Raw genomic sequence first — 23,724 nt, forward strand, 5'->3', positions numbered from 1 at the left:
AGCTGTGCCAGTCCTTAACGTGAAGCCTCCTAACCGCGGCAACGATGGAGCGCACACGATGGCGAATGTCACCCCACCCTACTATTTCGAAGAGTTTCTTCTCCCGGCCCGGCGCAGGGAGCCAACCCCACGCGAGCGCGAGCTGGGGTTTACGATAAAGGATCTGGAATGGCTGTACACGCTGTACTACCCCTCTGACGCGGCACGCAAGGACTCCACGGTGCGCGGTCATCACATGCTGGTAGAACGGTTGCTGGTCAACCTCACCGGCAAACCCTCCGTGCCGTTGGCAGGCGCCTTTATGATGAGCCCCACTCCCGACGACGCAAAAGCCGTGCTCTACACCCCCTATGGGGGGCTGGAGGTATTCGAGAGCCACACCGCCTTGCTCGATGAAGTGCGCAAACGCCTGAGAAACCCAGGCCAGCGCACTCGATGGCTGCAATTTCAATCTATCGAGGAGCGTCACGCACTGCCACCGGGCGCTCGGCTGACAGTCACTACCGCCACCATCCTCAGCCCGGTCATGGAAGACCTGGAGCAAGGCATCCTGGCTGGCCAGCAGCAAAATCTGACGGTGATGTTCGACGAACTGCGCAAACTCCCCAGCCTCAACGAGATGCTCGACACTTTGCTCGGCATCATGGCGCGCTCCTATTTCCCCGGGCTCGAGCAGGCCAGCACACGTGTGAACACCTTTCGTCGGGCTTCGAACGGCGAGGACAGCCATTGGATTGCCTCTGAGTCCCTGCGCGATACGCTGCTGCGTTTCTATACCCGGCAAGCCTGGCCAACGGATCAGACACACACATTTTTCAACCCTGCGCATGACACCCGCGCCTTTAGCCCGGAACAGCTGATTGAGGACCAGCAACGCTGGGACACGGTGGTAGAACAGACCAGCGGGTCGCTTTCAAAGTTATTCAGCAGTCTGCTACAGACCTACTGGAATGAAGACGTCAAGACAGGCACGTCACGCCTGCAGTTTTTCGCCCAGACAATGCGTGACAAGTTCCGCGCCGACCTGCTGTTCAAGCATCAGCAAGGCATCGTATCCGCCGATGAAAGTCGAAAACTGCGCGCCGTCATGTTGCCGGACCAGGCCACGCGTGCCGCCGCCAACCACGAACTCAGCGTAGAGCGGGTACGGATTGAGACCACCTTTGAACATCATGTCAGCCTGGCCGGCACCCTGATGATCAGCAACTCCCACGCTTTTCTCTATACCCAAGCACGTGGTTTGCAGGTGCTCGCGGACCTGAAAGACCTTAACGACACCCTGCTGACCATGCTCAAAACAGCCGGTTATGAAGATGAGCTGCTCAATTTTCTGTCCCTGGATGAACGCAGTGTGTTTGTGGGCATGGACCAGATACAAGTGAGCGGCAAGCCTGTGAACGGCGACGTGTTCCAGGCAATGCTCGAAGACATTGTGGCCAAGCAGTCGGACAACCTCGAGTATGCCCTGGGGCTGTACCGGCGTAGCGCGGGCACCGTCGACCTGGGCGCCTTGCTCGACAGTGCGCTGGACATCCGCGCCATGCTCGACAGCCGCCTGCTGGCACGCGATACACACGGGCGCTGGAGCGTCCACCCCATCACCAGCGGCAATGGCCGTCCCACTACGGTCCAGGCAGAAAAGGCCAAGTTGCAGCTGCAGCAGTTGCAAGCGGTCGAGGCCGCCATGGCGCTGGAGCGCAGCACGCATCCCGTGTTTGCCCAGAGCAGCCTGCCGATGCTGCCGAAACAGCTGTTGGAGAATAACCAGGCACACCGCAGCCAAGGCATGTTGCAGGGGTTGAGCGGTGAAGCGCAATTGCGGCGGCTGCACAAAAGTTTGCCCCCCAATGCCCTGGCAGTACTGGACAGCGTGCTTCACGCCGACAGCATGACCCGGCTGAAGCGCCACGGCCTCAACGGGTTCATAGCGGATGCTTTTGGCCTGGCCCTGACCATCGGCGCCACGCCCCATGCCCTGGCCCATTGTTTTGTACTGACCGAACGTGGCGGCACCGACCCCGCTCACTCCGGGGCGGCTGTGCTGTGGACGCCGCGTTGCGGCTATGAAGCGTTTGCGTCGATCAAGGCCCTGCGCGAAGCCCTGGGGCAACGCTTGCAAGACCCGCTGCTGCGGTTACCCCTGCTGGAAAACCTGCCGGTCTCCAAGCGCGTGCCGCACCAGCATTGCCAGCTCGGCCCGTTGCAACGTATTGACAACCACTTGCTGAACGACCGCCAGCAGACCTACAGCGACTTCACCGGCGACGAAATCAACTATCTGCTATCGATGCGATTGAACGCACAACGCCTTGAGCAGCGCTTGGATGGCCTGATCCGGCGGGCACCACCGACCAACCTGCCGCGGGCCACTGCCATCGCACGAGCCATCATGCACCAGCAAGCACTCCCGGTATGGCTTGGCATGGCACCGCCGGATGAGCAAATCCTGCAGGCCGAACTGCTCGAGCAATACCGCATCAGCGCACCGGACGAACGGGACTACCTGCACAGCATCACCACGTTGCGCGAACACGCCGCCAGCAGCCTGTCAGCCCTGCTTCATGCTCGTTTTCCGGGGCAAGCGCTTAACCCGGACAATGTCTTGATACCCGGCCGTATCAACCTGGCGGGCAACACGCTGAGCTTGACCGACTTCGCGCTGCGGCACTTGCCTGACCTGCGCGCCGAAGACCTCCGGCCCCAATCGCGCACGGCTACCCCGTTACCGGACACGCTGGACGGCAGTGCCGTGGTGCAACTGATCCGCCAACTGGACTTGAAGAGCTTCTACCAGGCACAGCTGACCACCCACCTCAAAGGTGACACCGAGGATACCCGCGAGCGTCGCCAAATATTCTGCCGGCTGCTGCCCTGGCAGCTGCTGCAGTACGCCCACCAACAAAAACTTGAAGATCAACTGTCCGCATCGGCCTGGAGCTTGATCCAGCAAGTCTTTGATATGCCGGATGGCGTGGCGCGTGCCGCCCTGGATGGCGCGACGGCCGTGATTCGCCCCCTTGAACTGATTGCTACCCCGGGCGCGACGCCGGCCAAGGCCCAGGGCTGCTACGTCATCGGTCCGCCAACCGGTACTTCAGGGCCCGTGGTCCTGTATGCACCCTACAGCCCTGAACACTTGTTGGTGGAATACGCAAATGAAGCAGCATTGCTCAAGGAGTTCACCCTTCCCGGCGCGCTGCAGGAGTGGGTAACCGGCCAGATGCAAGCCGCCCACGGCGCCACTTACCGCAATTTATTGGGCCAAGGCATCAGTGGCACCTCGGAGATTCGTCTCGGTGCCTCCGCTCTCCTCGGCAACCTGCTGAAACAGCTGTTTGCGGACAACATCGAGATGCTGTTAGAGATGCTGGCCAACCAGTTCAGCCCGTCAGGCAAGGCACGCTGGAACGCAGTCACCAGCCTGCTTACCCAAGGTATTCCCAAAGGTCTACAGTTCATGGCCGGCAAACTGGCTTACCCACTGACGGTGTGGCGCAGCTACAAACTGTTCAAGACCTCCGCTGAAGACCTGCAGCAACATCGGTGGCAACACGCACTCAAAACCTTTATCGGCGGTGTGGCCGAACTGGCCTCTTTACGCAAGGAGCTGGACGGGCTGTTGCCACCCGCCGCCTTGCCAGATGACGAAGTCACGCTGGAAGAATGGTTGAATAACCCTCAGCCGGCCGCCACCACGCTGGCTGACGTGAACCTGACGGCACCTGAGCGCACAAAACTGCGGGCGTTTGAAAACCACGAGGTTGCCTTGGCGGACCTGACACCCGGCACATCGACAAAGCCTTATAGCACTACCACCGGGACGCGCTATTTCGTGCCGCTGGCGGGCAAGGTGTACCCGGTGAAAAAAGCTGGCGAGCGCTGGCGCCTGAGCCAAGGCGAGGTGCACGGCCCCTATGTGCAACGCAGTGCCCAGGGAGGCTGGGCACTGGACCTGGATCGGCATAACCCGCGCTACGGCAAATCCTTGACTCGCCTCGCCGGCAAGGTGAACACCCGGGCAGCCGAGCGCGAGGTGATCAATATCGAAGCCGTGGGCATGCGCGAAATCGCCGCGTTATCCAGTTGGAAAGCTCAATGCATCAATGAAGCGCTGAATGTCGCGACCTACTATGCGGTGACGTGCAAACGCAACCTGCTTCACTTTGCGACACTGCGCGAGCCCAACAGCCGGCTGGGTCGATTTTTTACCGAGTTATTCGGCGTGGTCACACTCACGGCCGACCAAGTGCAAAGGGTCGAACGGCGCGTCGATGAGATACTCGATGAGTTGACCAACCATACGCTGATCGGCCCGGACTCTCAGCGTTTCGTCAGCGGTACCCATCGCTATAACGCACAAGACAGTTTTGCCTTCGTGATACCCGATGACCAGGACAACAAAATCTACCTGCTGGACCGCTTCTTCGACCCCGGCATGGACGTCTATCAAAACCGCCTGACCACGCCGTTCAACATCTCGGCGCACGCACGGGCGGCCTCATTGCTTCACGAGATATCGCACATCAAATCCTTGACCGAGGACCTGGCTTACCTCGACACCATGCGGCCGTTCCACGACCTGATCGACATCAACATCCAGGGCGCCGGGGTGATGCAGACCGACCTTGCCGACCTGCGCGCAACGGCGCTGTCGACCTTGACCCCCGCCACCGCTGCTGTTCAAGACATGGGACGACTTTTCGCAAGCCTGGGAGGATTTCGGCAGTCACCGCGTGACGTCACCGCTCAAGGATAAGGTGCTGAGCATCACGGGTGGCCGGACCCTTGATGAGGCGCGGGCGATTTTCATGAGCAACGCCGATAAACGCATCGACACCATTCTGGCCAATGCCGATTCCGTCACTTACCTGATCAGCCAACTCGGCCGAGCATTGGATGCGGGAGCCTGAACCGGCTCCCGGCGGGGTGCGTCAGTCTTTCTGGTCACGCAGGATGTTGCCCGAAGCACCATCGATGCGCGCTTCATACACGGTGCCGTCGGATTTGCGGCCTTTGACTTCCCAATAGCCGTTGTCATCGGCTTCCGCCGCATAGACCTCGATGTACCCGGCCTTGGTTTTGGCCACTTCGATGGCTTTTTCGATGGTGATCCAACCCGCGCCGGGCTTATCGGCCAGGGCGGCGCCCGCACTGAGCAGAGCGGTGGTTGCACACAGGGCGACTAAGGTTTTCTTCAGCATTTTCGTACTCCATTGTGGGAATGTCCTGAATTTTTAGGAGCCCGCTAAACGAGAATAAGTTCCAATTGATGTGCAATCGCCATGATGGCTGTTCTCGCCGTCCACCCTGGGAGGTTAGAATGCGCGAAATCAGGATGAGTAAATGAGCGAAAAGTCCGTTTCAGAAGCCGAATATGACGCCATCACCGACGCCGCCGCGCATTGGTGCATGCGCCTGCACGCGGGCGATTGCACCCCGGGTGAACGTCAGGCTTTTGCGCAATGGCATGACGCCCACCCGCTGCACGCCTTTGAATACGCGGCGATGCTGGAAATCTGGGATGTCGCCGACCACCTGCCCCGCAACGAACCCACGCCGGTGGTTGTGCCGTTCAAGCCGCGCAGCCGGCTGCGCACTTACGCGGTAGCGGCGGCGATCTGCCTGGCCGCATTGCCGCTTGCCGCGTTTACCGGTTGGGAAGCCGGCTGGTTGCCGAGTTCCTATGAACGCTACCAGGCCAGCAATGGTTTGCGTCAGGTCACCCTCGGTGACGGCAGCCAGGTGGAACTCAACCTGGGCACCGAACTGGTCTACAGCAACTACAAGGACCAGCGCCGGGTCACGCTGAAAAAGGGTGAAGCGTTCTTCAAGGTGAGCCACGACGCGACGCATCCGTTTATCGTGCATGCCGGCAACGGCCAGGTACGAGTCACGGGCACCCAGTTCAATGTCTGGAAGTATGAAGACCAAGTGCGGGTGATGCTGCTGGAAGGCTCAGTGCAGATCGCCAGCGACCAGATACACGGCAGCGTGCCCCTGACCCCGGGCATGCAGGCCAGCTATCAACAAGGCGACGCCACGCCTCACGTGCGGGCGATCAACCCCAGTGACTCCGCGCTGGCCTGGCGCCAGGGCAAGCTGATTCTCGACAACCTGGCCCTCGCCGATGCGTTGCCGTTGATCAACCGTTACCTGAGCAAACCGGTGATGCTGGCCGATGCCACCACCGGGGCGATCCGCATCGGCGGCATCTACAACATCAATGAGGTCAATAACCTCATCCCCTCCTTGCCCAAGGTTTTGCCGGTCTACTTGACCCAGAACCAGGACGGCAACCCCGTACTCAATTCCATCCCGCGTAAAGCGCCGAAAGGCTGAGCCTGGCCTTTGCCGGCTCGGGCCTTTTACGGCCCGCGTGTCCATTTTTTTACACCCCTTCGTCCTGAACCGCCCGTGCCGAGCGGATTCATGGTTTTGTCATGCACGGTGTTACACCGCTGATACAGACAGGTGAAGCGATTGTGCTGTGGCTGCAGAGCAAGGGCTACAGGGGGCGCTGTCTCATGGTTGATACAAGGCGGCCATCATTTTGCCGTGTACTTTCCGCAACCTATTGAATAAAAAGAATAAATAAAAAGCGGCACGCCTTCTGCTCTATCCCTTACAGCGCTGTTTAGGGTCAGCGCGAAGAATAAGGAATGCCGCCGTGATGACACTTACGCAAGGTTCGATGAACGTACTGCTGGCCAGCTGTGTACTCAGCGCCTGCATCAGTCTTCCGACCCTGGCAGGTGACGGCGTGATCGTGACCGGCCGCGACGTACAGGGCCACATTTATGGTCGACCTTCATTCGGTAAAGACCCCTACCCCACCACCGCCAACGCCAATCCAAGCCGCGAGATCCTGAACTCCACAGGCGAACTCAGTGACATGGACATCCGTGGCGTCAGCAGTGGCTCGAGCATCAGCCGCGCCATCCTGCCAAACGGCAATATTCCTGGCTTGAACAACACCCAAGGCAGTGTGTCGACACTCGGTTCCGGCACAGCGGTCGGCCACGGGGCCGGCGCCGCCATGGGCGGGCAGATCAGTGATTCGATCCAGCGTGGCATGGCGCCCTTGAACAACATCGGCAGCATGATGGGGGGCAAATAATGAACCGCTCCCTGCTTATTCTGGCCCTGCTGGGCAGCGCCGCAGCCATGGCCGACGACACCGCCGTGATCAACAACAGCGGCCGGGACTACAACGGCAACGTGATGATCAACCAGGCGGCGGGTAACCAGCAGCAAACGGCCAACAACCGCTCCGTTGCGCTCGGTGGCAAGGCCACCACCCTCAATATCCAGAACATGAATGGCAAGGTCGACCCGTCCCTGAACGCCAAGGCGGCGATTGAGGGCAACTCTTTTACCAATGGCAACGGCATGGTGGGCATCAACCAGTCGGCCGGGGCCAATAACCAATTAGTCAATGCCGTGCGGATCAGCGTCAATCCTGCCCCGCAAAGCATCGACGACAGCGTCCTGGTGCAACAGAACACCACGACGCTGGCAACCGACTCAGGGCTCACCCCCACCACTGGCAGCCGCCAGGTCGTGACAAGCGACCAGGCCTTCACAGGCAGCCGAGGAGTGATTCAGGTGAACCAGAGTGCTGGGGTGGGGAACCGAGTGGCTAACACCCTGGGCATCACTATCAAGTAAACGCTTGGTAGCACGAGTTAGACCGTACCAACACTTAACCAACTAATTAGAAGCAAGGAGAAACACCATGAAACCTCAAATGGCTCTGAAACCACTGGTTTTCGCTCTCGCCGCACTCATGGCTGCTGCTGCTCAAGCAGGTGGCTGGCACCCTGCGCCTCAACCCACCGGCGTAGTTGCCTCCGTGGTCACGGATGTACAAAACAGCGCGGGCAACAAGTTCGACGACACCAAAACCGAAAATAACGCTTCTGCCGATGGCTCGGTGACCGGCAACAGCGGCAACGTCGGTGTGAACGTGCAGGCCGGCAGCGGCAACCAGGCCGACAACTCTGGCGCCATCTCCAGCGCCAAAGGCGACTTCGCAACCGTGTTCGCCGTGGTTGATGTGAATCAAAACAGCGGTCTGAACAACTTCGTCAACAAAGGCACTCAGAACAATTCCTCGCTGGATAACTCGGCCAACGGCAACTCCGGCAACCTGGGCTACAACGGCCAGTCCGGTCAAGGCAACCAAGGCAAAAACAACCTGGCAATCACCACTGCAGATGGCAAAAACATCGCAGCGGCCGCCAACACCGAGCAAAACTCGCTCGCCAACAACTACCTCAACACCGCCGCTACCAGCCACGGCTATGGCCATGGCGGCAAACCTCAGTATGTGTCGAACAACTCGAGCCTCGACAACTCGGTTAACCGCAACTCCGGCAACGTAGGTGTGAACCTGCAATCCGGTGCCGGCAACCAAGGCAGCAACAGCCTGTCGATCGGCCAGGGTTGCAGCGTCTGCGCCAGCGGCGTGCGCTTCTGATCCAACGGGGCCTTGGCGACAAGGCCCTTTTTTATTCCAGTGTCCAGCAGGTCACACGATCATGCGCCTCGCGACCCTCTCCCTTCTGATGTTGCTCACCGGCCCGACCTGGGCAGGCACCATGGCGATCTCCGCCATGCCTGGCGGTGCAGTCATCTACAAGAAGGTCGAGAGTATCCGTGAGCGCCGGTTCGCCAACCTGGTGGAACAGAAAACCGATTTCAGCTGCGGTGCTGCGGCACTCGCCACCATTCTGCGTCAGGGCTATTGGCTGGACGTCGACGAAGACCACGTGATCAAAGGCATGCTGGTCAATGCAGACCAGGACCTGGTTCGCACCCAGGGTTTTTCCATGCTGGACATGAAGCGCTACCTCGAAAGCATCGGCATGCGTGCCCGGGGCTACAAGATCGGGCCAGAGACCCTGGTGACCGTGAAGATCCCCGTCGTGGTGCTGCTGGAAATTCGTGGCTACAAGCACTTCGTGGTGTTGCAGCGCGCGGACAAGGACTGGGTCTATATCGGCGACCCGGTGCTGGGCCATAAGCGCTATTCACACGACGACTTCGTCAAGGGCTGGAATGGCATCGTCTTCGCCGTGCTGGGTGAAGGTTACGACAAGGCCAATGCCTTGCTCGACCCACCCACGCCGCTGACCGCCAAGAACCAGTTGAATGAGTTCAGGCCGGTAGGCGATGCCGAGCTGATGGATTTCGGTTTCATCCAGAGCGACTTCTTCTAAAAGAAGCGCAATAAGGGGCAGGACGCTCCAGGAGCTGAAGATGAACACTTCCCGTTGGCTGACGGTCTTGTGTCTGGCAGCCTCAATGCCCGCTTATGCTTCATCGGGGTTCAAACCGATCGAGCTCAAGGATTCGGAGATGGCCGAACTGCGCGGCCGTTATGTGATGCCGGGGCGAATCATCAGCTTCGGTATTGTCATGAGCAGCACCTGGACCAATGCCATAGGCGACAGCATCACCGGCAAGGCCAACATGCAAATCGACTCGTCGACCATTACCCCGCAATTCTACGTGCAGACCACCGGCGCCACAGGTACCGGCAGCAATCAGAACACCGGCACCGGTAATGTCATCGGCGGTGCGGGCCTGGGCACCGGCACGGGCGTGACCCAAAGCGTGCGCGCCGCAGGCGACGGCAACGCGGCCTACAACAATGTCGGTATCAACGTCACTGAAAACGGCCTGGCCCCTTCCAACATCGTGCAATCCGGGCAGGTGCTGGTGGCCGGTGGCACCGTGACCGGCGACAGCGCGGCGGGCCGGGTAAGCGTCTCGGCCAACAACGGCGGTTTGCAGATGGCGATCCAGGCCAACCATAACCAAGGCAACAGCCTCCAGCAGATCGGCGGCGGCCAAGTGTTGCAAGGCACGGTGTTGACCGGCAATACCAACTTCGTCAACAACATGACCCAACTCAACGTGGTGATGGGCAATAACGGGCTGAACAACCCGGCAATAAACTGCAACCTGGATCAACTCAAAGGCCTACGCACTCTCGGTTATTGAACTACGCTGAGCCTCGACACTTTCGCATTAGAAAAGGACGGCTTATTTCATGCATCGATCGGTATCGCTACGTGCGGTGGTTTGTTTAAGTACGCTCTTGCCCGCATCCGTGTTGTATGCAGCGCCAGACGCAGATATAGAGACTCTCAAACAGGAGCTCCTGGAACTCAAGCAACGTTACGACGTGCAGCAAAAAGCCCTGGCGGTGCTGGAGCAGCGTGTGCGCCAGGTCGAAGATCAACCGGCGACGCCAGCGCCCAAGCGCCTGGCCAAATCTCCGGCAGATTTCCAAAAAGCCAGCGGTGCCACGGTGGCCGGGACCGGCGCTGCGGCCGCGTCCGGTGGGGCGGGCGGCGGCGGCAGCTCGTATGGTCAATCCCTCAAGGACGATTCGGCGCCAGCGCAAAGCGTGAGCAACCTCTACAACGAAGCCAGCGGTTTCTTTGGGAACGGCAAGTTCAGCTTTGAAACCGGCATCACTTATGCGCGTTACGATGCCCGCCAGTTAACCCTCAATGGGTTCCTGGCACTGGACTCGATCTTTTTGGGCAATATCAACCTGGACCGTATCAAGGCTGACAACTGGACCCTGGACCTGACCGGGCGCTACAACCTCGACAACCGCTGGCAGTTCGACGTCAACGTGCCGGTGGTTTACCGCGAATCCACCTACCAGTCGAGCGGCGCCGGCAACGATGCCACTGCCACCTCTGAAGCCGACGTAAGCCGCGATCCAACCATCGGCGACGTGAACTTCGGCGTGGCGTACAAATTCCTCGACGAAACCCCTACCTTGCCGGACGCCGTGGTGTCCGTGCGCGTCAAGGCGCCCACCGGTAAAGAACCGTTTGGTATCAAGCTGGTCAGGCAAACCACCAACGACAACCTCTATGTGCCGGAAAGCCTGCCTACCGGTAACGGCGTCTGGTCGATCACACCGGGCATCTCGCTGGTCAAGACCTTCGACCCGGCGGTGCTGTTTGGCTCGCTCTCGTACACACACAACTTCGAAGAATCATTTGACGACATCAGCAGTGACGTCAACCAGAAAGTCGGCGGCAAGGTCCGTCTCGGCGACAGCTTCCAGTTGGGTGTCGGCGTAGCCTTCGCGCTGAACGAAAAAATGAGTATGTCGTTCTCGGTCTCCGACCTGGTGCAACGCAAGAGCAAGCTCAAGCCCAACGGCGGCGACTGGCAGTCGGTGGTCTCCAGCGATGCCAATGCCGGGTATTTCAACGTGGGGATGACCATTGCGGCATCGGAAAACCTGACGATCGTGCCGAACCTGGCGATTGGTATGACGGACGATGCACCGGACTTTACGTTCAGCCTGAAATTCCCGTATTACTTTTGATTGAAGGGCTGCTTCGCGGCCCGTTCACCACCAAGGAAAAGCCCCGCAACGATAAGGGTCGTTGCGGGGCTTTTCGGTTTACCCGCCCTAGCGGATCTGGTGTTTGTGCAGCAACCGGTAGAACGTGGGCCGGGAAACCCCCAGCACGCGGGCCGCGACACTCAGGTTGTCGCTGTGCCGGTTGAGCACATCGCACAGCGCCTGACGCTCGGCGCGGTGCTTATAGTCTTCCAGTGTAGCCATCGGCAGCGAGATTGCCTGCTGGCTTTTCAATCCCAGATCAACGGCCTCGATCTGGCGCCCTTCGGCAAGCACCAGGCCACGGCGCACGCGGTTGGCCAGCTCGCGCACATTGCCCGGCCAGGAGTGTTCGCCCATGGAGACCAGGGCCTCGTCACTGAAGGTGCGCGGGCGGCGACCGGTTTCCTGACTGTAAAACCGCGAAAAATGGTTGGCCAGCATCGCCACATCGCCATGCCGCTCGCGCAACGGCGCGGTCACCACTTGCAGAACATTGAGCCGGTAATACAGGTCTTCGCGGAATGTGCCCTTTTCAACTGCGGCTTCGAGGTCCACGTGGGTCGCGGCCAGAACCCGTACATCTACCGGAATCGGCTGGCTGCCACCAACGCGCTCGATCTGTTTTTCCTGCAGAAAACGCAGCAGGTTAGCCTGCAGTTCCATCGGCAAATCACCGATTTCATCCAGGAACAGCGTACCGCCGTGAGCCGCCTCGATACGCCCGACCTTGCGCTGATGGGCGCCGGTGAACGCGCCTTTCTCATGGCCGAATAATTCGGATTGGATCAGGTGTTCGGGAATGGCCCCGCAATTGATTGCGACAAACGGCTTGGCGTGGCGCTGGGATTGACGATGCAGGGTCTTGGCCACCAGCTCTTTACCGGTGCCGCTGTCCCCGCGGATCAACACCGGGGATTCGGTGGGTGCCAACTTGGATAGCAATTTACGCAGTTCACGAATCGGTCGGCTGTCACCGAGCAATTCATGCTCGGGCTCATCCACCAGCATGTGGCCCTTGCCGCGCAGGCGTGCCATGCCGAAAGCGCGGCCCAGCGTGACCTGCACGCGGGCGACATCGAAGGGCAACGTATGGAAGTCAAAGAACCACTCACAGACGAAATCACCGACATTCTGCAAGCGCAGCACGTCCTGGCTAAGTACCGCGATCCACTCGGTGCCGCTGCGGCCGATCAGTTCCTTGACCGCTTCCGGGCGTTCCAGGTGGTAGGGCTGTAAACGCAGCAGGCCCACATCGCAGGTCCGTTCGCCGACGGCCTCCAGCGCGCAGCTGTGCACCTCCCACCCGGCGGTGCGTAAGCCGGGCAATAGCCCATGGCAGTCGTCGCAGGGGTCGACCACAAGCAAGCGGCGCTGCACGGGTGTAACAATCATGACTATTCCTTGGCGCCAAAATTGTTAAAGTTATTTTAAAACAACGGTTTGTGACGCCTGGCGCTAACACTAGCAAGGTCTTGACGCGCCGCTTGTATCGTTTCGCTATAACTGCGGGCAAAAAGCCACTTTGCAGTATTTTCGGCAAAAAAGTGACACACCATCGAAACGTTCATAGCGCTTTCAAAACAGCCGCTTACATGACGTTAATCAGGGAAAGTTAAAATTTATGGCTCTAAGATGTGACCCGTACCCGGTCATCGTGCATCAGTACAAGTAACTCGCCGTCCGGCTCGCCCAACCGACGGCACTCACTTGAATGGGCAATGAGAGAGAACACCCACATGAACGCCCCGCTCCGCATCAACGAAGCTCTTTTGATCGCAGACCGTGCTTTCCAGCCCTTTCAGTGCGTGGCCTGGCACGACGGCAATGGCGCCCTGAGCCTGAGCGTCATCGACCGCACCAATACCCGCATCGGCAGTAAGCAACTGTCGTCGAGTGCCTACACCGACCCCGCTCAGTTGGAAGACTTGCTGTTGCAGGCCCGCGCCGAGCTCGATAAAGATGGCCACCAGTTGCTGTCCTGGGCAATGCCGAAGTAAGCCCGCCTGATAACTTCCGATCACTGTAAAACAGTCATCGGAAGTTGCACACCAGAACTAAAGTTGCTTACCGCGCGGCAAGAATAAACCGTTCGATTGCTTCCGCAGCGCCGTCCTCGACATTGCTGCCGGTGACCACACTCGCCTGGCGCTTGACGGCTTCCTCCGCCTGCCCCATGGCAATCGACAACCCGGCCACCTGAAACATCGCTGGGTCATTGCCGCCATCGCCGATGGCCGCCGTCTGCTCCATGGGCACGCCAAGGTGCGCGGCCAAGGTCTTCAAGGCTTCGCCCTTGTTGGCGAGCATGGCCGTTACGTCCAGGTACACCGGCTGCGAGCGTGACACTTGGGCCAGCCCCTGCACCTTGGGCTGCAGCTGCGCTTCCAGTTCCACCAGCAACTGCGTGTTGTGGCTGGCGGCGACGATCTTGTCGACCCGGTCCAGGTACGGCTCAAAACTCTCCACCACCACCGGCCCATAGCCCAGGCCATCGGCTTCACGCTGCTGCATCGGCCCTGGCGGGTCACGGCGCAGCCAGTCGCCGTCGGCAAACACCCACACCTCCACGTCCGGCTCGGCCGAGAACAGCGCCAGAGTCACCAGCGCCGCTTCGGCCGGCAAATGATGGGCAACCAGGATGCTGCCATCCGGGTTGATCAGCGTGCCGCCATTGAAGCCGGCCACCGGCACATCAATGCCGAAGGTCTCGATCAGGTGCAGCATGGCCTTGGGCGGCCGCCCGCTGGCCAGGCTGAAAAACACCCCGGCGTCGCGCAAGGCGTGAATCGCATCGGCCGTGCGCTGGCTAAGGCGGTGATCCGGATGCAGCAGCGTACCGTCCACGTCACTGAGGATAAAACGGATGGGATGAATCGCTGCGTCACTCATCCGAGGCTATGCCAGGTACGGCCATCGCGGGCCAGCAACGCGTCAGCCGCTGCAGGGCCGTCTTCACCGGCCTTGTAGGTCTGAATGCCGTCGTCTTCCTTCCACGCATCGAGGAAGGGCTGCACCGCACGCCAGCCATTCTCGATGTTGTCGGCCCTCTGAAACAGGGTCTGGTCACCGGTCATGCAGTCGTAGATCAGGGTTTCGTAGCCGGTCGACGGCTGCATCTCGAAGAAGTCCTTGTAGGCGAACCCCAACTGAATATTGGCCATGTCCAGGGTCGGCCCGGGCTTTTTCGCCAGCAGGTCGAACCACATGCCTTCATTCGGCTGAATCTGGATCTTCAGGTACGTCGGCTTGAGCTCATCGACTTCGGTGTCACGGAACTGCGCATACGGCGCCGGCTTGAAGCAGATCACGATTTCGGTGTCACGAACGCTCATGCGTTTGCCGGTGCGCAAGTAGAATGGCACGCCGACCCAACGCCAGTTATCGATCATCACCTTGAGGGCCACGAAGGTCTCGGTGCTGCTGCCGGGGGCGACGTTGGGCTCTTCGCGGTAACCGGGCAATGGCTTGCCGCCGATTTCACCGGCGGTGTACTGGCCACGTACCGAATTGGCTCGCGCTTCTTCCGTGGACCAGGGCCTGATGGCACCCACCACCTTGGCCTTTTCACCGCGCACGGCATCGGCGCCGAACGCCGCCGGCGGTTCCATGGCGACCATCGCCAGCAACTGGAAAAGGTGATTGGGCACCATGTCGCGCAGCGTGCCGGTTTTCTCGAAGAAATTGCCCCGGGTTTCCACGCCGACGGTTTCGGCGGCGGTGATTTGCACATGATCGATGTAATGGTTGTTCCAGAACGCTTCGAACAGCACGTTGGAGAACCGGCTGATCAGAATGTTCTGCACCGTTTCCTTGCCCAGGTAATGGTCGATGCGATAGATCTGCTTCTCGCTCATCACCTTGAGCAAACTGGCGTTCAACGCTTCGGCGGTCGCCAGGTCGGAACCGAAAGGTTTTTCGATCACCACACGACGGAAGCTGTCATCGGTTTCGGTCAGCAAGCCGGCACTGCCCAGGCGCTGCACCACGTCACTGAAGAAACGCGGCGCGGTGGCGAGGTAGAACACTGCATTGCCGGTGCCGCTGTCGGCGATTTTCTGGCCGATGTCGGCGTAGGTGCCGTCGTCGAGGAAATCCCCCTCGACGTAGCTGATGCCCTTGGCCAATTGCGCCCACAAGGCCGGGTCCAACGCGTTATCCGCGCTGCCCTTGACCTTGCTCGCCGCTTCGGTGCGAATGAAATCTTCGAGCTTCTTGGCGAAGTCGGCATCGCTGATGGCGTTGTGATCAACCCCGACAATGCGCAAACCGTCGCCCAGCAGCCCATCACGACTGAGGTTGTACAGCGCCGGCATCAGCAGGCGCTTGACCAGGTCGCCATGGGCGCCAAACAGAAACAAGGTGGTGGGTGGTGCGGGTTCGGCCTTGGATTTCTTGCCGTTGGCGGTCATTTTTTGGAAGTCTCCACATGGCCACCAAAGCCGAAGCGCATGGCAGACAGCATCTTGTCACCGTAAGTGCTCTGCTGGCGCGAGCGAAAGCGTGCGAACAGCGAGGTGGACAGTACCGGAACCGGCACCGCTTGTTCCATGGCGGCTTCGATGGTCCAGCGGCCTTCGCCACTGTCGGCCACGGAACCGGAGTAACCGTCGAGTTTCGGGTCGGTGGCCAGAGCGTCGGCGGTCAGGTCCAGCAACCAGGACGACACCACGCTGCCACGGCGCCAGACTTCGGCGATATCGGCCACGTTCAGGTCGAAACGCTGGTCTTCGGGCAGGTTTTCCGAGTTTTTGGTTTTGAGGATGTCAAAACCTTCGGCAAACGCCTGCATCATTCCGTACTCGATGCCGTTGTGGATCATCTTGACGAAGTGCCCGGAGCCCGCAGGGCCGGCGTGGATATAGCCGTGCTCGGCGCGGGTGTCGGCGCTGGCGGAACGGTCCTTGGTACGCGGGATGTTGCCCAGGCCCGGTGCCAGGCTGGCGAAGATCGGGTCGAGGCGCTGCACGGTCTCGGCGTCGCCACCGATCATCATGCAATAGCCGCGCTCCAGGCCCCAGACGCCGCCGGAGGTGCCGACGTCGACATAGTGCAGGCCCTTGCGCGCCAATGCCTTGCCACGGCGTACATCGTCCTTATAGTTGGTATTGCCGCCGTCGATGATCACGTCACCGTCTTCCAGCAGCTCGCTCAATTCATTGATGGTGTTTTCCGTGGGGTCGCCTGCCGGCAGCATCACCCAGACGGCGCGAGGCTTTTGCAGCCCTGCGACCAGGGCTTTCAAGTCGGCGACGCCGGTGGCGCCCTCCTCGCTCAAGCCTTTGACAAATGCTTCGTTACGGTCGTAAACAACGGTGGTATGCCCATTGAGCATCAGGCGCCGTGCAATATTCCCGCCCATGCGGCCTAGTCCGATAATCCCCAGTTGCATGTGCTGATGCTCCCAACTACTAAATAAATGTGTGACATAGTTTATAGCGCAATGAGGCTAATGAGGGTTAGTCCAGAGCCGATCCGTGTAGTTTCATGACAAAAAGTCGCCATCATTTCAGCATCACGGCACAAAAAGTCACACGACCACCAAAAATAAAAAAGTTCCATTGCCCGCAAAAAGAATTCAGAATTGTCTCCGACTGCTGCCGAGAACCTCGACTCAAGCGTTCTGGCACACCGCGACACACCGGCTATTTGCGAGGTAAGCAATGAGCACTGCACAAATGTCCCGTCCGCCACAGACCCTCTACGTCACCCTGCGACGCGATGAGTTACGCCAGTTGAAAGACGAACGCGATCAACTGCAGCAGGAAGTCATGCGCCTGCGTGCCCACATCATTCAATCCCAGTTGGATCAGCCTGCCGGCGCGCAACCAGCGCTCTGCTGAGCCCGGTCATCACTTTGTAAGATAACAGCTACAAAAATCTCACAAAGTTTTCACATGCACCTCCCGATACTCCCGCCCGAAGGGCCACCTCATGCAAAGGTGGCCACTGTTGCGTGCAGCCCTGCGCGTCGACTGAAGAATGATCGGGTTGGAGCGCTGGATGGCAATGTTCAAACGCAGCACTAAGTCTGCGAAAGGCTTTGATTGGGCCGGTCTTGGCTGGCTATTCCTGTTTTTCTGGTATTTCTCGGGTATTACCCAACTGCTGATCCAACTCAGCGGCACCTCCGGTTTCAGCGGCTTTCGCCAAGCCTTCTTCATGAGCGCGATATGGCTCGCCCCCTGCTGATCTTCCCGCGCCGTACGCGCTTGCTCGCCGCGCTGATCGGCGTGGTGCTGTGGGCCTGCTCCATGGCCAGCCTGGGTTATTTCTTCATCTACCAGCAGGAATTTTCCCAAAGCGTCATCTTCATCATGTTCGAGTCGAACATCTCTGAAGCCGGCGAGTACGCCACCCAGTACTTTGCCTGGTGGATCGTGCTGGCGTTTATTGCCCACACCGCCGTTGCGATTTTCCTGTGGACCCGGGTTCGCCCGGTGTACCTGCCACGTGCCCAGGCCCTGGTGGCGGCCACCGCGATTCTGGTGGCCATTATTGGTTACCCGCTGGTCAAGCAGATCGCCCGCAGCGACACCCTGGACGACGCCATCGACCGCTTCGAAACGCGTATCGAGCCCGCCGTGCCATGGCAGATGATCGTTGCCTACCGCCGCTACACCGAACAGCTGGACAACATGCAAGGCATGCTCGACAGCGCCAGCCAGATCCCGCCCCTGACCAACCTCAAGGACACCATGGCCGGCCAGCCCTCGACCCTGGTGCTGGTCATCGGCGAGTCCACCAACCGCCAGCGCATGAGCCTCTATGGCTACCCGCGCAAGACCACGCCGGAACTGGACAAGCTGCGCGACCAACTGGCGGTGTTCGACAACGTCATCACCCCGCGCCCCTACACCATCGAGGCGCTGCAACAGGTGCTGACGTTCGCCGACGAGGAAAACCCGGACCTGTACCTGAAAACCCCCTCCATCGTCAGCGTGATGAAACAGGCCGGCTACAAGACCTACTGGATCACCAACCAACAGACCATGACCAAACGCAACACCATGCTCACGACCTTTTCCGAACAGGCTGACGAGCAGGTGTACCTGAACAACAACCGCAACCAGAACGCCCGCCAGTATGACGGCGACGTGCTGGAGCCGTTCGCCAAGGCCATGGCCGACCCGGCCGAGCGCAAGTTCATCGTGGTGCACCTGCTCGGCACCCACATGAGCTACCAGTACCGCTACCCGGAATCATTCGACAAATTCACCGATCGCCAAGGTGTGCCCGCCGGGATCAGCGACGATCAACTGCCGGTCTACAACAGCTATGACAATGCGGTGCTGTACAACGATTTCGTGGTGTCGAGCCTGATCAAGGACTACGCGAAGACCGATCCGAATGGTTTTCTGTTGTATCTGTCGGACCACGGCGAGGACGTCTTCGATTCGGCCGGCCACGCCACCCTGGGGCGCAACGAAGGCAAGCCGACCGCGCCGATGTACACCATTCCTTTCATGGCGTACGCCTCACCGAAATGGCGCGAAACCCACGACTGGAGTTTCGCCGGCGACCTGCAACGCCCCTACAGCAGCTCGCAGTTGATCCACACCTGGGCCGACTTGGCCGGCCTGAGCTTCAACGAACTGGACCGCAGTAAAAGCCTGGTGAGCGACAGCTTCAAGCCACGCCCGCTGCTGATCGGCAACCCCTATGCACGTGAGCAGAAAGCCTTGATTGACTTCAGCATGATCAAGCCGAAAAAGCCCAACCCCACCGATGTGGTACTGCAGGAAGCGCCTGGCTTGTAACAGAAAGATAACAATCATTCTCGTTTAAGCCTAAAGTTGCCCTCCTCCTTTCGTCTTTGAGCCAAGGCCTTCCCTTTCCGGGGTGGCCTCGAAGACGACAAGGAGTCCTCGCAATGCGTGCACCGCTTACCCGCTCCATGACCTTCACGTTCAGCCTGCTGGGCGTGATGTTGAGCCCGGACCTGCTGGCTGAAACCGACACCGAGCATCCTCCGGCCAAGGCCCTTGAACTGGGCGCCACCCGCATCACCGCCGAGGGCCTCGGGGCCACCACCGAGCACACCGGGGCCTATACCACCGGCTCGATGAGCACCGCCACCCGCCTGAACCTGTCCATCAAGGAAACACCGCAATCGATCTCGGTGACCACTCGCCAGCAGATGGATGATTTCAACCTCAACACCTTGACCGACGTACTGCGCCAGACCACCGGGGTCAACGTTCAGCACTATGACTCCGACCGCGTGTACTACTCCTCCCGTGGCTATGGCATCTCCAATTACCAGGTTGACGGGATGCTCAATACCTTTGGCTATATGAAGTCCGATGCCGACACCATCATCTACGACCATATCGAAGTGGTGCGCGGCGCTACCGGCCTGACCACCGGCGCCGGCGACCCCTCCGCCACCGTCAATATGGTTCGCAAGCGGCCCACCGCCCAATGGCAGGCGCAAACCGGCATCAGCGGCGGCAGCCATGACAACTATTACAGCTACGTCGATGTGGGCGGCCCGCTTGCGTTCGATGGCAAACTGCGCGGGCGCACCGTGCTGGCCTACCGCGACAGCCAGTCCTTCCGAGACAACTACGGGCTGCAGCGGGCCGTGGGCTACGGCATTCTCGAAGGCGACCTGTCGGACGATACCGTGCTTGCCGTAGGCTTTGATTACCAGAACAAGCAGGTACAGGGCACTTCGTGGGGCACCGTGCCGTATTGGAACAGCCAGGGCGGCAAGGCCGGGCTGTCACGGTCCACCAATATGGCGGCGCACTGGAGCTCCTGGCCGCTGACGGACAAGACCGCCTTCGCGACGCTCGATCATCGGCTGGCGGGCGACTGGCACTTGAAGGCGGCCTACACCCATCGGCAAAGCGACACGGATGGCAAGGTGTACTACGGCGGCGCGGGCTTTCCCAATGAAGACCGCAGCGGCATGTATGCGTGGTCCAGCCACATGCTCGGCCGCTCGAAAATGGAGGCTATCGACCTCAACCTCGCCGGCAGCTATGCCCTGTTGGGCCGCGAACATGCGCTGATGATGGGCTATGGCGAGGCCGCACAACGGGATGCCTCTCCCTTTATGCGCAGGGGCGCGACGCCTCCCGGCTACAACATCATTGATGACTGGAAATACATGGGTGGCATCGGCAAGTTTCCTGACACGGTCACGAACCTAAAAGGTGAACACAGCAACAAGCAGCAGAAGGCTGGCTACCTGGCCACGCGGCTGAGCCTCACCGACCGCTTGCACGCCGTGCTGGGCAGCCGCTATGGCAGTTGGTCGTTGAACAGCGCAAACCCCGAATACGACGACAACGACCAACTCACCAGCGCCGGCAAGACCTCCCAGACCCACAATGATATGTGGACGCCTTACGCCGGGCTGCTGTACGACGTGACGCCGCAGTACACGGTCTACGCAAGCTACACCGACATCTTCAAGCCCCAGAGCCTGCGCGACGCCAACAAGAAGTACCTGGAGCCGGTGGTGGGCAGCAACTATGAAGTTGGTCTCAAGGGCAGCTTGCTGAACGAGCGCGTAAACGTGGCGGCCGCGTATTTCTGGAGTAAACAGGACAACGTCGCCGAACTGGACGACTCGGTAGCCCCGAACCCGACCACTGGCGAGGAGTACTACAAGTCCGGCGGCAAAGGTAACAAGGTCAACGGCTTCGAACTGGAGGTCGCGGGGGAAGTCATGCCCGACTGGAACCTGACGGCAGGCTACACCTATACCCACTCGTTGAATGGTTCAAGCAAACGCACCAACAGCCAGCAGCCGTTAAACTTGCTGAAGGTGTCCAGCGCCTACCGGCTACCCGGTGCATGGCGCAACCTGACGGTCGGCGGCGCGGTGAATTGGCAGAGTGATATCTATGATTTCAGTAATCGGCCGACCGGGGCACGGGATGCCGATGGCAATTTGATCACCACGCGGGCGAAGATCACCCAGCAGGCTTACACCGTGGTCAACCTGATGTCCCGTTACCAATTCGATGAACATCTTTCGGCCTCGCTTAACATCAATAACTTATTTGATAAAAAATATTACGAACGCGTCGGCTTTTATAACGGCGTTTACTGGGGAGACCCACGCGGCGTCACGCTTGCGCTGAACTGGAGGCTGTAAACGCCGAACCGGAAGTTAACAAAACCGTTAACTTTCCATCAGCGTCGCGTTAATTCCCACTTAATAAGATCCCCTCATAGTCGCTCCATGAATCTGATCAAGGAGCGACCGGATACCGATCACTCTTAATGGGAATACCGCCATGAAACTTACTACCGTACTGCTCGCCAGCCTGATGACCCTGACCTCCGCCGCCGCTTTCGCAGAGGGTGGCGCGGAGCGTTCAAAAGCGTTCTATAAGAACTTCAACCTCACCCAGACTCAGATACACGGCACTCAGGATCGTATTGCCGCCGCCGATGGCAAAAACATCAAGAAAGATTCGATTAAACAATCGGCTGACGAGAACCAACCGAAAAGCTGATTCAACCGTAATACCCCCTGCCATACCGCTCCGATGGCTAAGGTTAACTTGGCGCCATTTAATGGCGCCTTTTTTTTGCCTGTTATTTATTAAAGAGGCTTACTCCAGAACAGCATGCGCCCGAACTCAGGGTCAAACTTGGAATCATCAAAGCCAAACTTCCGGTAGGCCGACTGAGCCACGCCATTGCCTTCAAGCACCTCCAGGGTGATTTTGCAGCAGCCACGCTGCCGGGCAATTTCCTCGACCTTCTGCAGCATTTTCTGGCTCAGCCCCAGCCCACGAAACGCACTCATCACCGCCACGTCGTGGACGTTAACCAGAGGGCGGCAGGCAAAGGTGGAAAACCCCTCAAAACAATTCACCAAGCCTGCCGGCTCTCCGCCGACAAACGCCAGCACGCTGAAAGCATGCGGACGCTTGGCCAGTTCGGCCGGCAATTGCTCCAGAAGGTCGGCAGGCAGGCTGTGGCCGCCACCCATCGGGTCTTCGGCGTAATGATTGAGCACACGGCCAATGGCTTCGGCGTGCACAGGGTTGGTGTAGCTGGCTTGCAGCACCAGGATATCTGGGGTGTCCATTTCCTTCCTCGATCACGACAACAAGGGAATCGGCTCCCTTAGCGGTGCACGATTGTAAGCGTGGAGTCCGTGCAGGATGAAGGAGATTAACCACAAATATCTGTCTGAAATTGCGAAGGCTGTACCGCTAAAAAAGCCTGATAGATCAATTGCGTGCTTTCTTCTTACAGCGCTTGGCCAAATCGCTGCAGTTGCATTTCTTGCAGCCGGCTCAGGGTGCGGCGGAACGCAAACCCCAGGTAGCCCTCGGTATACAGGCGCTCCAGCGGCACACGGGCTTCGATGTAGAGCGGCACCCTGCGGTCGTAGCACTCATCCACCAATGCAATAAACCGACGCACGCTGTCATCGTGTACCGACAGCTGCGGCAACTCGCGATCACCGGCCACCACGCGCTCGGCACCGTCTTCGGTGCCACGGGCGATCCGGCCCGGACGTGTTTGCGCACTCAGGTTCGGCACTTGGCCCAGCAGGATCACCTTGAAGCGATCACACAGCAGCATGAAGTCCATCGCCGCCAGGGGTTGCTCGCACAGTTCGGCATAGGTGCACCACAGCACTGTGTCACTGAAGCGCACGGCCATGAGGCAACGGTGGCCGACCGTGACCGGCCCGCTGTTCACCGCCTGCCCTTCGGCCAAGTGCTCGAACACGCTGGCCAGCGCTTCGGGCTGGTTGACCCAGTAACGCTGCTGCCCAACGCCTGGGTGCAGGCGGTGGTCCTCAGCGCCGTCCACCGCCACCACCTGCAGATGCTGCTTGATCGCCGCTATGCCCGGCAGGAATCGGTCACGGTTGAAGCCCTCGGCGTATAACTGGTCAGGGGGTTGGTTGGAGGTGCAGACCATTACCACGCCCTCCTCGAACATCACCTGAAACAGCCGGCCGAGGATGATTGCGTCACCGATGTCATTGACAAACAACTCGTCGAAACACAACACCCGAACCTCGCGGCTCAGCTCCCGCGCCAACGCCTGCAACGGGTCATGGGTGCCAGTGAGCTTGAACAGCCGCTGATGCACCCAGCCCATGAAATGATGAAAATGCTGACGCCGCGCCGGCACCCGCAGGCTCTGGTAGAACTGGTCCATCAGCCAGGTCTTGCCGCGGCCCACCGGCCCCCAGAGGTAGACGCCGAGAATCGGCGTGCGGCCCTGATGCAGGGCCTCATGGCAAGCCTGCAAGGCGGCCACCGCACGACGCTGGGCGTCGTCGGCAACAAAACCCTGCTGGGCAATGGCGTATTGATAAGCGGTGAGGGGCGAGTCGAAAGTCATGCCCGCCA

18 protein-coding genes and 2 pseudogenes are annotated in these 23,724 nt (G+C 59.6%); 13 read left to right on the forward strand and 7 right to left on the reverse strand.

Annotated elements, in window-relative coordinates:
- Nucleotides 1-58 precede the first annotated feature (58 nt).
- Nucleotides 59-4,910 (forward strand): annotated as a pseudogene (locus LRS56_13155) (hypothetical protein).
- A gap of 21 nt (nt 4,911-4,931) precedes the next feature.
- Here LRS56_13155 and LRS56_13160 read toward each other — a convergent pair.
- Nucleotides 4,932-5,201 carry a PepSY domain-containing protein gene (locus LRS56_13160; GenBank protein WDU65306.1) on the reverse strand — a complete coding sequence of 90 codons (270 nt, stop codon included), beginning with the start codon at nt 5,199-5,201 and terminating at the stop codon, nt 4,932-4,934.
- Nucleotides 5,202-5,343: 142 nt separating this feature from the next.
- On the opposite strand from LRS56_13160, the gene LRS56_13165 reads away from it, so the two are divergent.
- The 7 genes from LRS56_13165 (at nt 5,344) to LRS56_13195 (ending at nt 11,362) form a co-directional block, all read left to right on the forward strand.
- Nucleotides 5,344-6,339 carry a FecR family protein gene (locus tag LRS56_13165; GenBank protein ID WDU65307.1) on the forward strand — a complete coding sequence of 332 codons (996 nt, stop codon included), beginning with the start codon at nt 5,344-5,346 and terminating at the stop codon, nt 6,337-6,339.
- A 328-nt stretch (nt 6,340-6,667) separates the two neighbouring features.
- The gene (locus LRS56_13170; protein ID WDU65308.1) at nt 6,668-7,117 is read left to right on the forward strand and encodes a hypothetical protein; all 450 of its coding nucleotides are present in this window, start codon (nt 6,668-6,670) and stop codon (nt 7,115-7,117) included.
- Nucleotides 7,117-7,668, forward strand: coding sequence for an adhesin (locus LRS56_13175; protein WDU65309.1), 552 nt, complete (start codon nt 7,117-7,119; stop codon nt 7,666-7,668). Before LRS56_13170 ends, LRS56_13175 begins: the two co-directional genes overlap by 1 nt.
- A gap of 67 nt (nt 7,669-7,735) precedes the next feature.
- Complete coding sequence (locus tag LRS56_13180; GenBank protein WDU65310.1) at nt 7,736-8,479, forward strand: hypothetical protein; 744 nt, start codon at nt 7,736-7,738, stop codon at nt 8,477-8,479.
- Between the two features lie 61 nt (nt 8,480-8,540).
- Nucleotides 8,541-9,221, forward strand: coding sequence for a C39 family peptidase (locus tag LRS56_13185; GenBank protein WDU65311.1), 681 nt, complete (start codon nt 8,541-8,543; stop codon nt 9,219-9,221).
- A gap of 40 nt (nt 9,222-9,261) precedes the next feature.
- On the forward strand, nt 9,262-10,008 hold the full coding sequence (locus LRS56_13190) for a hypothetical protein (protein ID WDU65312.1): 747 nt from the start codon (nt 9,262-9,264) through the stop codon (nt 10,006-10,008).
- Nucleotides 10,009-10,057: 49 nt separating this feature from the next.
- Nucleotides 10,058-11,362 (forward strand): hypothetical protein, encoded by a 1,305-nt coding sequence (locus LRS56_13195; protein WDU65313.1) that lies wholly within the window; start codon nt 10,058-10,060, stop codon nt 11,360-11,362.
- An 87-nt stretch (nt 11,363-11,449) separates the two neighbouring features.
- Here the strand turns inward: LRS56_13195 and LRS56_13200 are convergent, their stop codons facing one another.
- Nucleotides 11,450-12,775 carry a sigma-54 dependent transcriptional regulator gene (locus tag LRS56_13200; GenBank protein WDU65314.1) on the reverse strand — a complete coding sequence of 442 codons (1,326 nt, stop codon included), beginning with the start codon at nt 12,773-12,775 and terminating at the stop codon, nt 11,450-11,452.
- A 344-nt stretch (nt 12,776-13,119) separates the two neighbouring features.
- On the opposite strand from LRS56_13200, the gene LRS56_13205 reads away from it, so the two are divergent.
- Nucleotides 13,120-13,380: a hypothetical protein gene (locus LRS56_13205; GenBank protein ID WDU65315.1), complete on the forward strand. Its 261-nt coding sequence runs from the start codon at nt 13,120-13,122 to the stop codon at nt 13,378-13,380.
- Between the two features lie 67 nt (nt 13,381-13,447).
- Here the strand turns inward: LRS56_13205 and LRS56_13210 are convergent, their stop codons facing one another.
- The 3 genes from LRS56_13210 to gnd are packed head-to-tail and all read right to left on the reverse strand — an operon-like array spanning nt 13,448 to nt 16,817.
- On the reverse strand, nt 13,448-14,272 hold the full coding sequence (locus LRS56_13210; protein ID WDU65316.1) for an HAD family hydrolase: 825 nt from the start codon (nt 14,270-14,272) through the stop codon (nt 13,448-13,450).
- A complete protein-coding gene (gene zwf, locus LRS56_13215) occupies nt 14,269-15,792 on the reverse strand; it encodes a glucose-6-phosphate dehydrogenase (GenBank protein ID WDU65317.1) in 1,524 nt (507 codons plus the stop codon). Before zwf ends, LRS56_13210 begins: the two co-directional genes overlap by 4 nt.
- Complete coding sequence (gene gnd, locus LRS56_13220) at nt 15,789-16,817, reverse strand: decarboxylating 6-phosphogluconate dehydrogenase (protein WDU65740.1); 1,029 nt, start codon at nt 16,815-16,817, stop codon at nt 15,789-15,791. Before gnd ends, zwf begins: the two co-directional genes overlap by 4 nt.
- A gap of 226 nt (nt 16,818-17,043) precedes the next feature.
- Between gnd and LRS56_13225 the strand changes: the two genes are divergently transcribed.
- From LRS56_13225 to LRS56_13240, 4 genes and pseudogenes are all read left to right on the forward strand, one after another.
- Nucleotides 17,044-17,223, forward strand: coding sequence for a DUF6026 family protein (locus LRS56_13225; GenBank protein WDU65318.1), 180 nt, complete (start codon nt 17,044-17,046; stop codon nt 17,221-17,223).
- A gap of 160 nt (nt 17,224-17,383) precedes the next feature.
- Nucleotides 17,384-19,140, forward strand: a pseudogene (locus LRS56_13230) (phosphoethanolamine transferase CptA).
- 113 nt (nt 19,141-19,253) lie between these two features.
- Nucleotides 19,254-21,494 (forward strand): TonB-dependent siderophore receptor, encoded by a 2,241-nt coding sequence (locus tag LRS56_13235; GenBank protein ID WDU65319.1) that lies wholly within the window; start codon nt 19,254-19,256, stop codon nt 21,492-21,494.
- A gap of 142 nt (nt 21,495-21,636) precedes the next feature.
- A complete protein-coding gene (locus LRS56_13240) occupies nt 21,637-21,858 on the forward strand; it encodes a hypothetical protein (GenBank protein WDU65320.1) in 222 nt (73 codons plus the stop codon).
- A gap of 89 nt (nt 21,859-21,947) precedes the next feature.
- On the opposite strand, the gene LRS56_13245 is transcribed toward LRS56_13240, so the two are convergent.
- Together LRS56_13245 and zapE are read right to left on the reverse strand one after the other, a co-directional pair.
- Complete coding sequence (locus tag LRS56_13245; protein WDU65321.1) at nt 21,948-22,439, reverse strand: GNAT family N-acetyltransferase; 492 nt, start codon at nt 22,437-22,439, stop codon at nt 21,948-21,950.
- Between the two features lie 164 nt (nt 22,440-22,603).
- The gene (zapE, locus tag LRS56_13250; protein ID WDU65322.1) at nt 22,604-23,716 is read right to left on the reverse strand and encodes a cell division protein ZapE; all 1,113 of its coding nucleotides are present in this window, start codon (nt 23,714-23,716) and stop codon (nt 22,604-22,606) included.
- Between the last annotated feature and the right edge of the window lie 8 nt (nt 23,717-23,724).

The organism is Pseudomonas poae (genome assembly GCA_028869255.1).
GTDB classification, from domain to species: Bacteria; Pseudomonadota; Gammaproteobacteria; order Pseudomonadales; family Pseudomonadaceae; genus Aquipseudomonas; species Aquipseudomonas poae_C.

Excerpts from the sequence above, each read along its gene's own strand:
- LRS56_13205 (WDU65315.1), top strand. The coding sequence starts at position 13,120 with ATGAACGCCCCGCTCCGCATCAACGAAGCTCTTTTGATCGCAGACCGT.
- LRS56_13195 (WDU65313.1), top strand. The coding sequence starts at position 10,058 with ATGCATCGATCGGTATCGCTACGTGCGGTGGTTTGTTTAAGTACGCTC.
- LRS56_13200 (WDU65314.1), bottom strand. The coding sequence starts at position 12,775 with ATGATTGTTACACCCGTGCAGCGCCGCTTGCTTGTGGTCGACCCCTGC.
- LRS56_13160 (WDU65306.1), bottom strand. The coding sequence starts at position 5,201 with ATGCTGAAGAAAACCTTAGTCGCCCTGTGTGCAACCACCGCTCTGCTC.
- LRS56_13185 (WDU65311.1), top strand. The coding sequence starts at position 8,541 with ATGCGCCTCGCGACCCTCTCCCTTCTGATGTTGCTCACCGGCCCGACC.
- LRS56_13180 (WDU65310.1), top strand. The coding sequence starts at position 7,736 with ATGAAACCTCAAATGGCTCTGAAACCACTGGTTTTCGCTCTCGCCGCA.
- LRS56_13240 (WDU65320.1), top strand. The coding sequence starts at position 21,637 with ATGAAACTTACTACCGTACTGCTCGCCAGCCTGATGACCCTGACCTCC.
- LRS56_13190 (WDU65312.1), top strand. The coding sequence starts at position 9,262 with ATGAACACTTCCCGTTGGCTGACGGTCTTGTGTCTGGCAGCCTCAATG.
- LRS56_13165 (WDU65307.1), top strand. The coding sequence starts at position 5,344 with ATGAGCGAAAAGTCCGTTTCAGAAGCCGAATATGACGCCATCACCGAC.
- LRS56_13235 (WDU65319.1), top strand. The coding sequence starts at position 19,254 with ATGCGTGCACCGCTTACCCGCTCCATGACCTTCACGTTCAGCCTGCTG.
- zapE (WDU65322.1), bottom strand. The coding sequence starts at position 23,716 with ATGACTTTCGACTCGCCCCTCACCGCTTATCAATACGCCATTGCCCAG.
- LRS56_13245 (WDU65321.1), bottom strand. The coding sequence starts at position 22,439 with ATGGACACCCCAGATATCCTGGTGCTGCAAGCCAGCTACACCAACCCT.
- LRS56_13210 (WDU65316.1), bottom strand. The coding sequence starts at position 14,272 with ATGAGTGACGCAGCGATTCATCCCATCCGTTTTATCCTCAGTGACGTG.
- LRS56_13225 (WDU65318.1), top strand. The coding sequence starts at position 17,044 with ATGAGCACTGCACAAATGTCCCGTCCGCCACAGACCCTCTACGTCACC.
- zwf (WDU65317.1), bottom strand. The coding sequence starts at position 15,792 with ATGACCGCCAACGGCAAGAAATCCAAGGCCGAACCCGCACCACCCACC.
- LRS56_13175 (WDU65309.1), top strand. The coding sequence starts at position 7,117 with ATGAACCGCTCCCTGCTTATTCTGGCCCTGCTGGGCAGCGCCGCAGCC.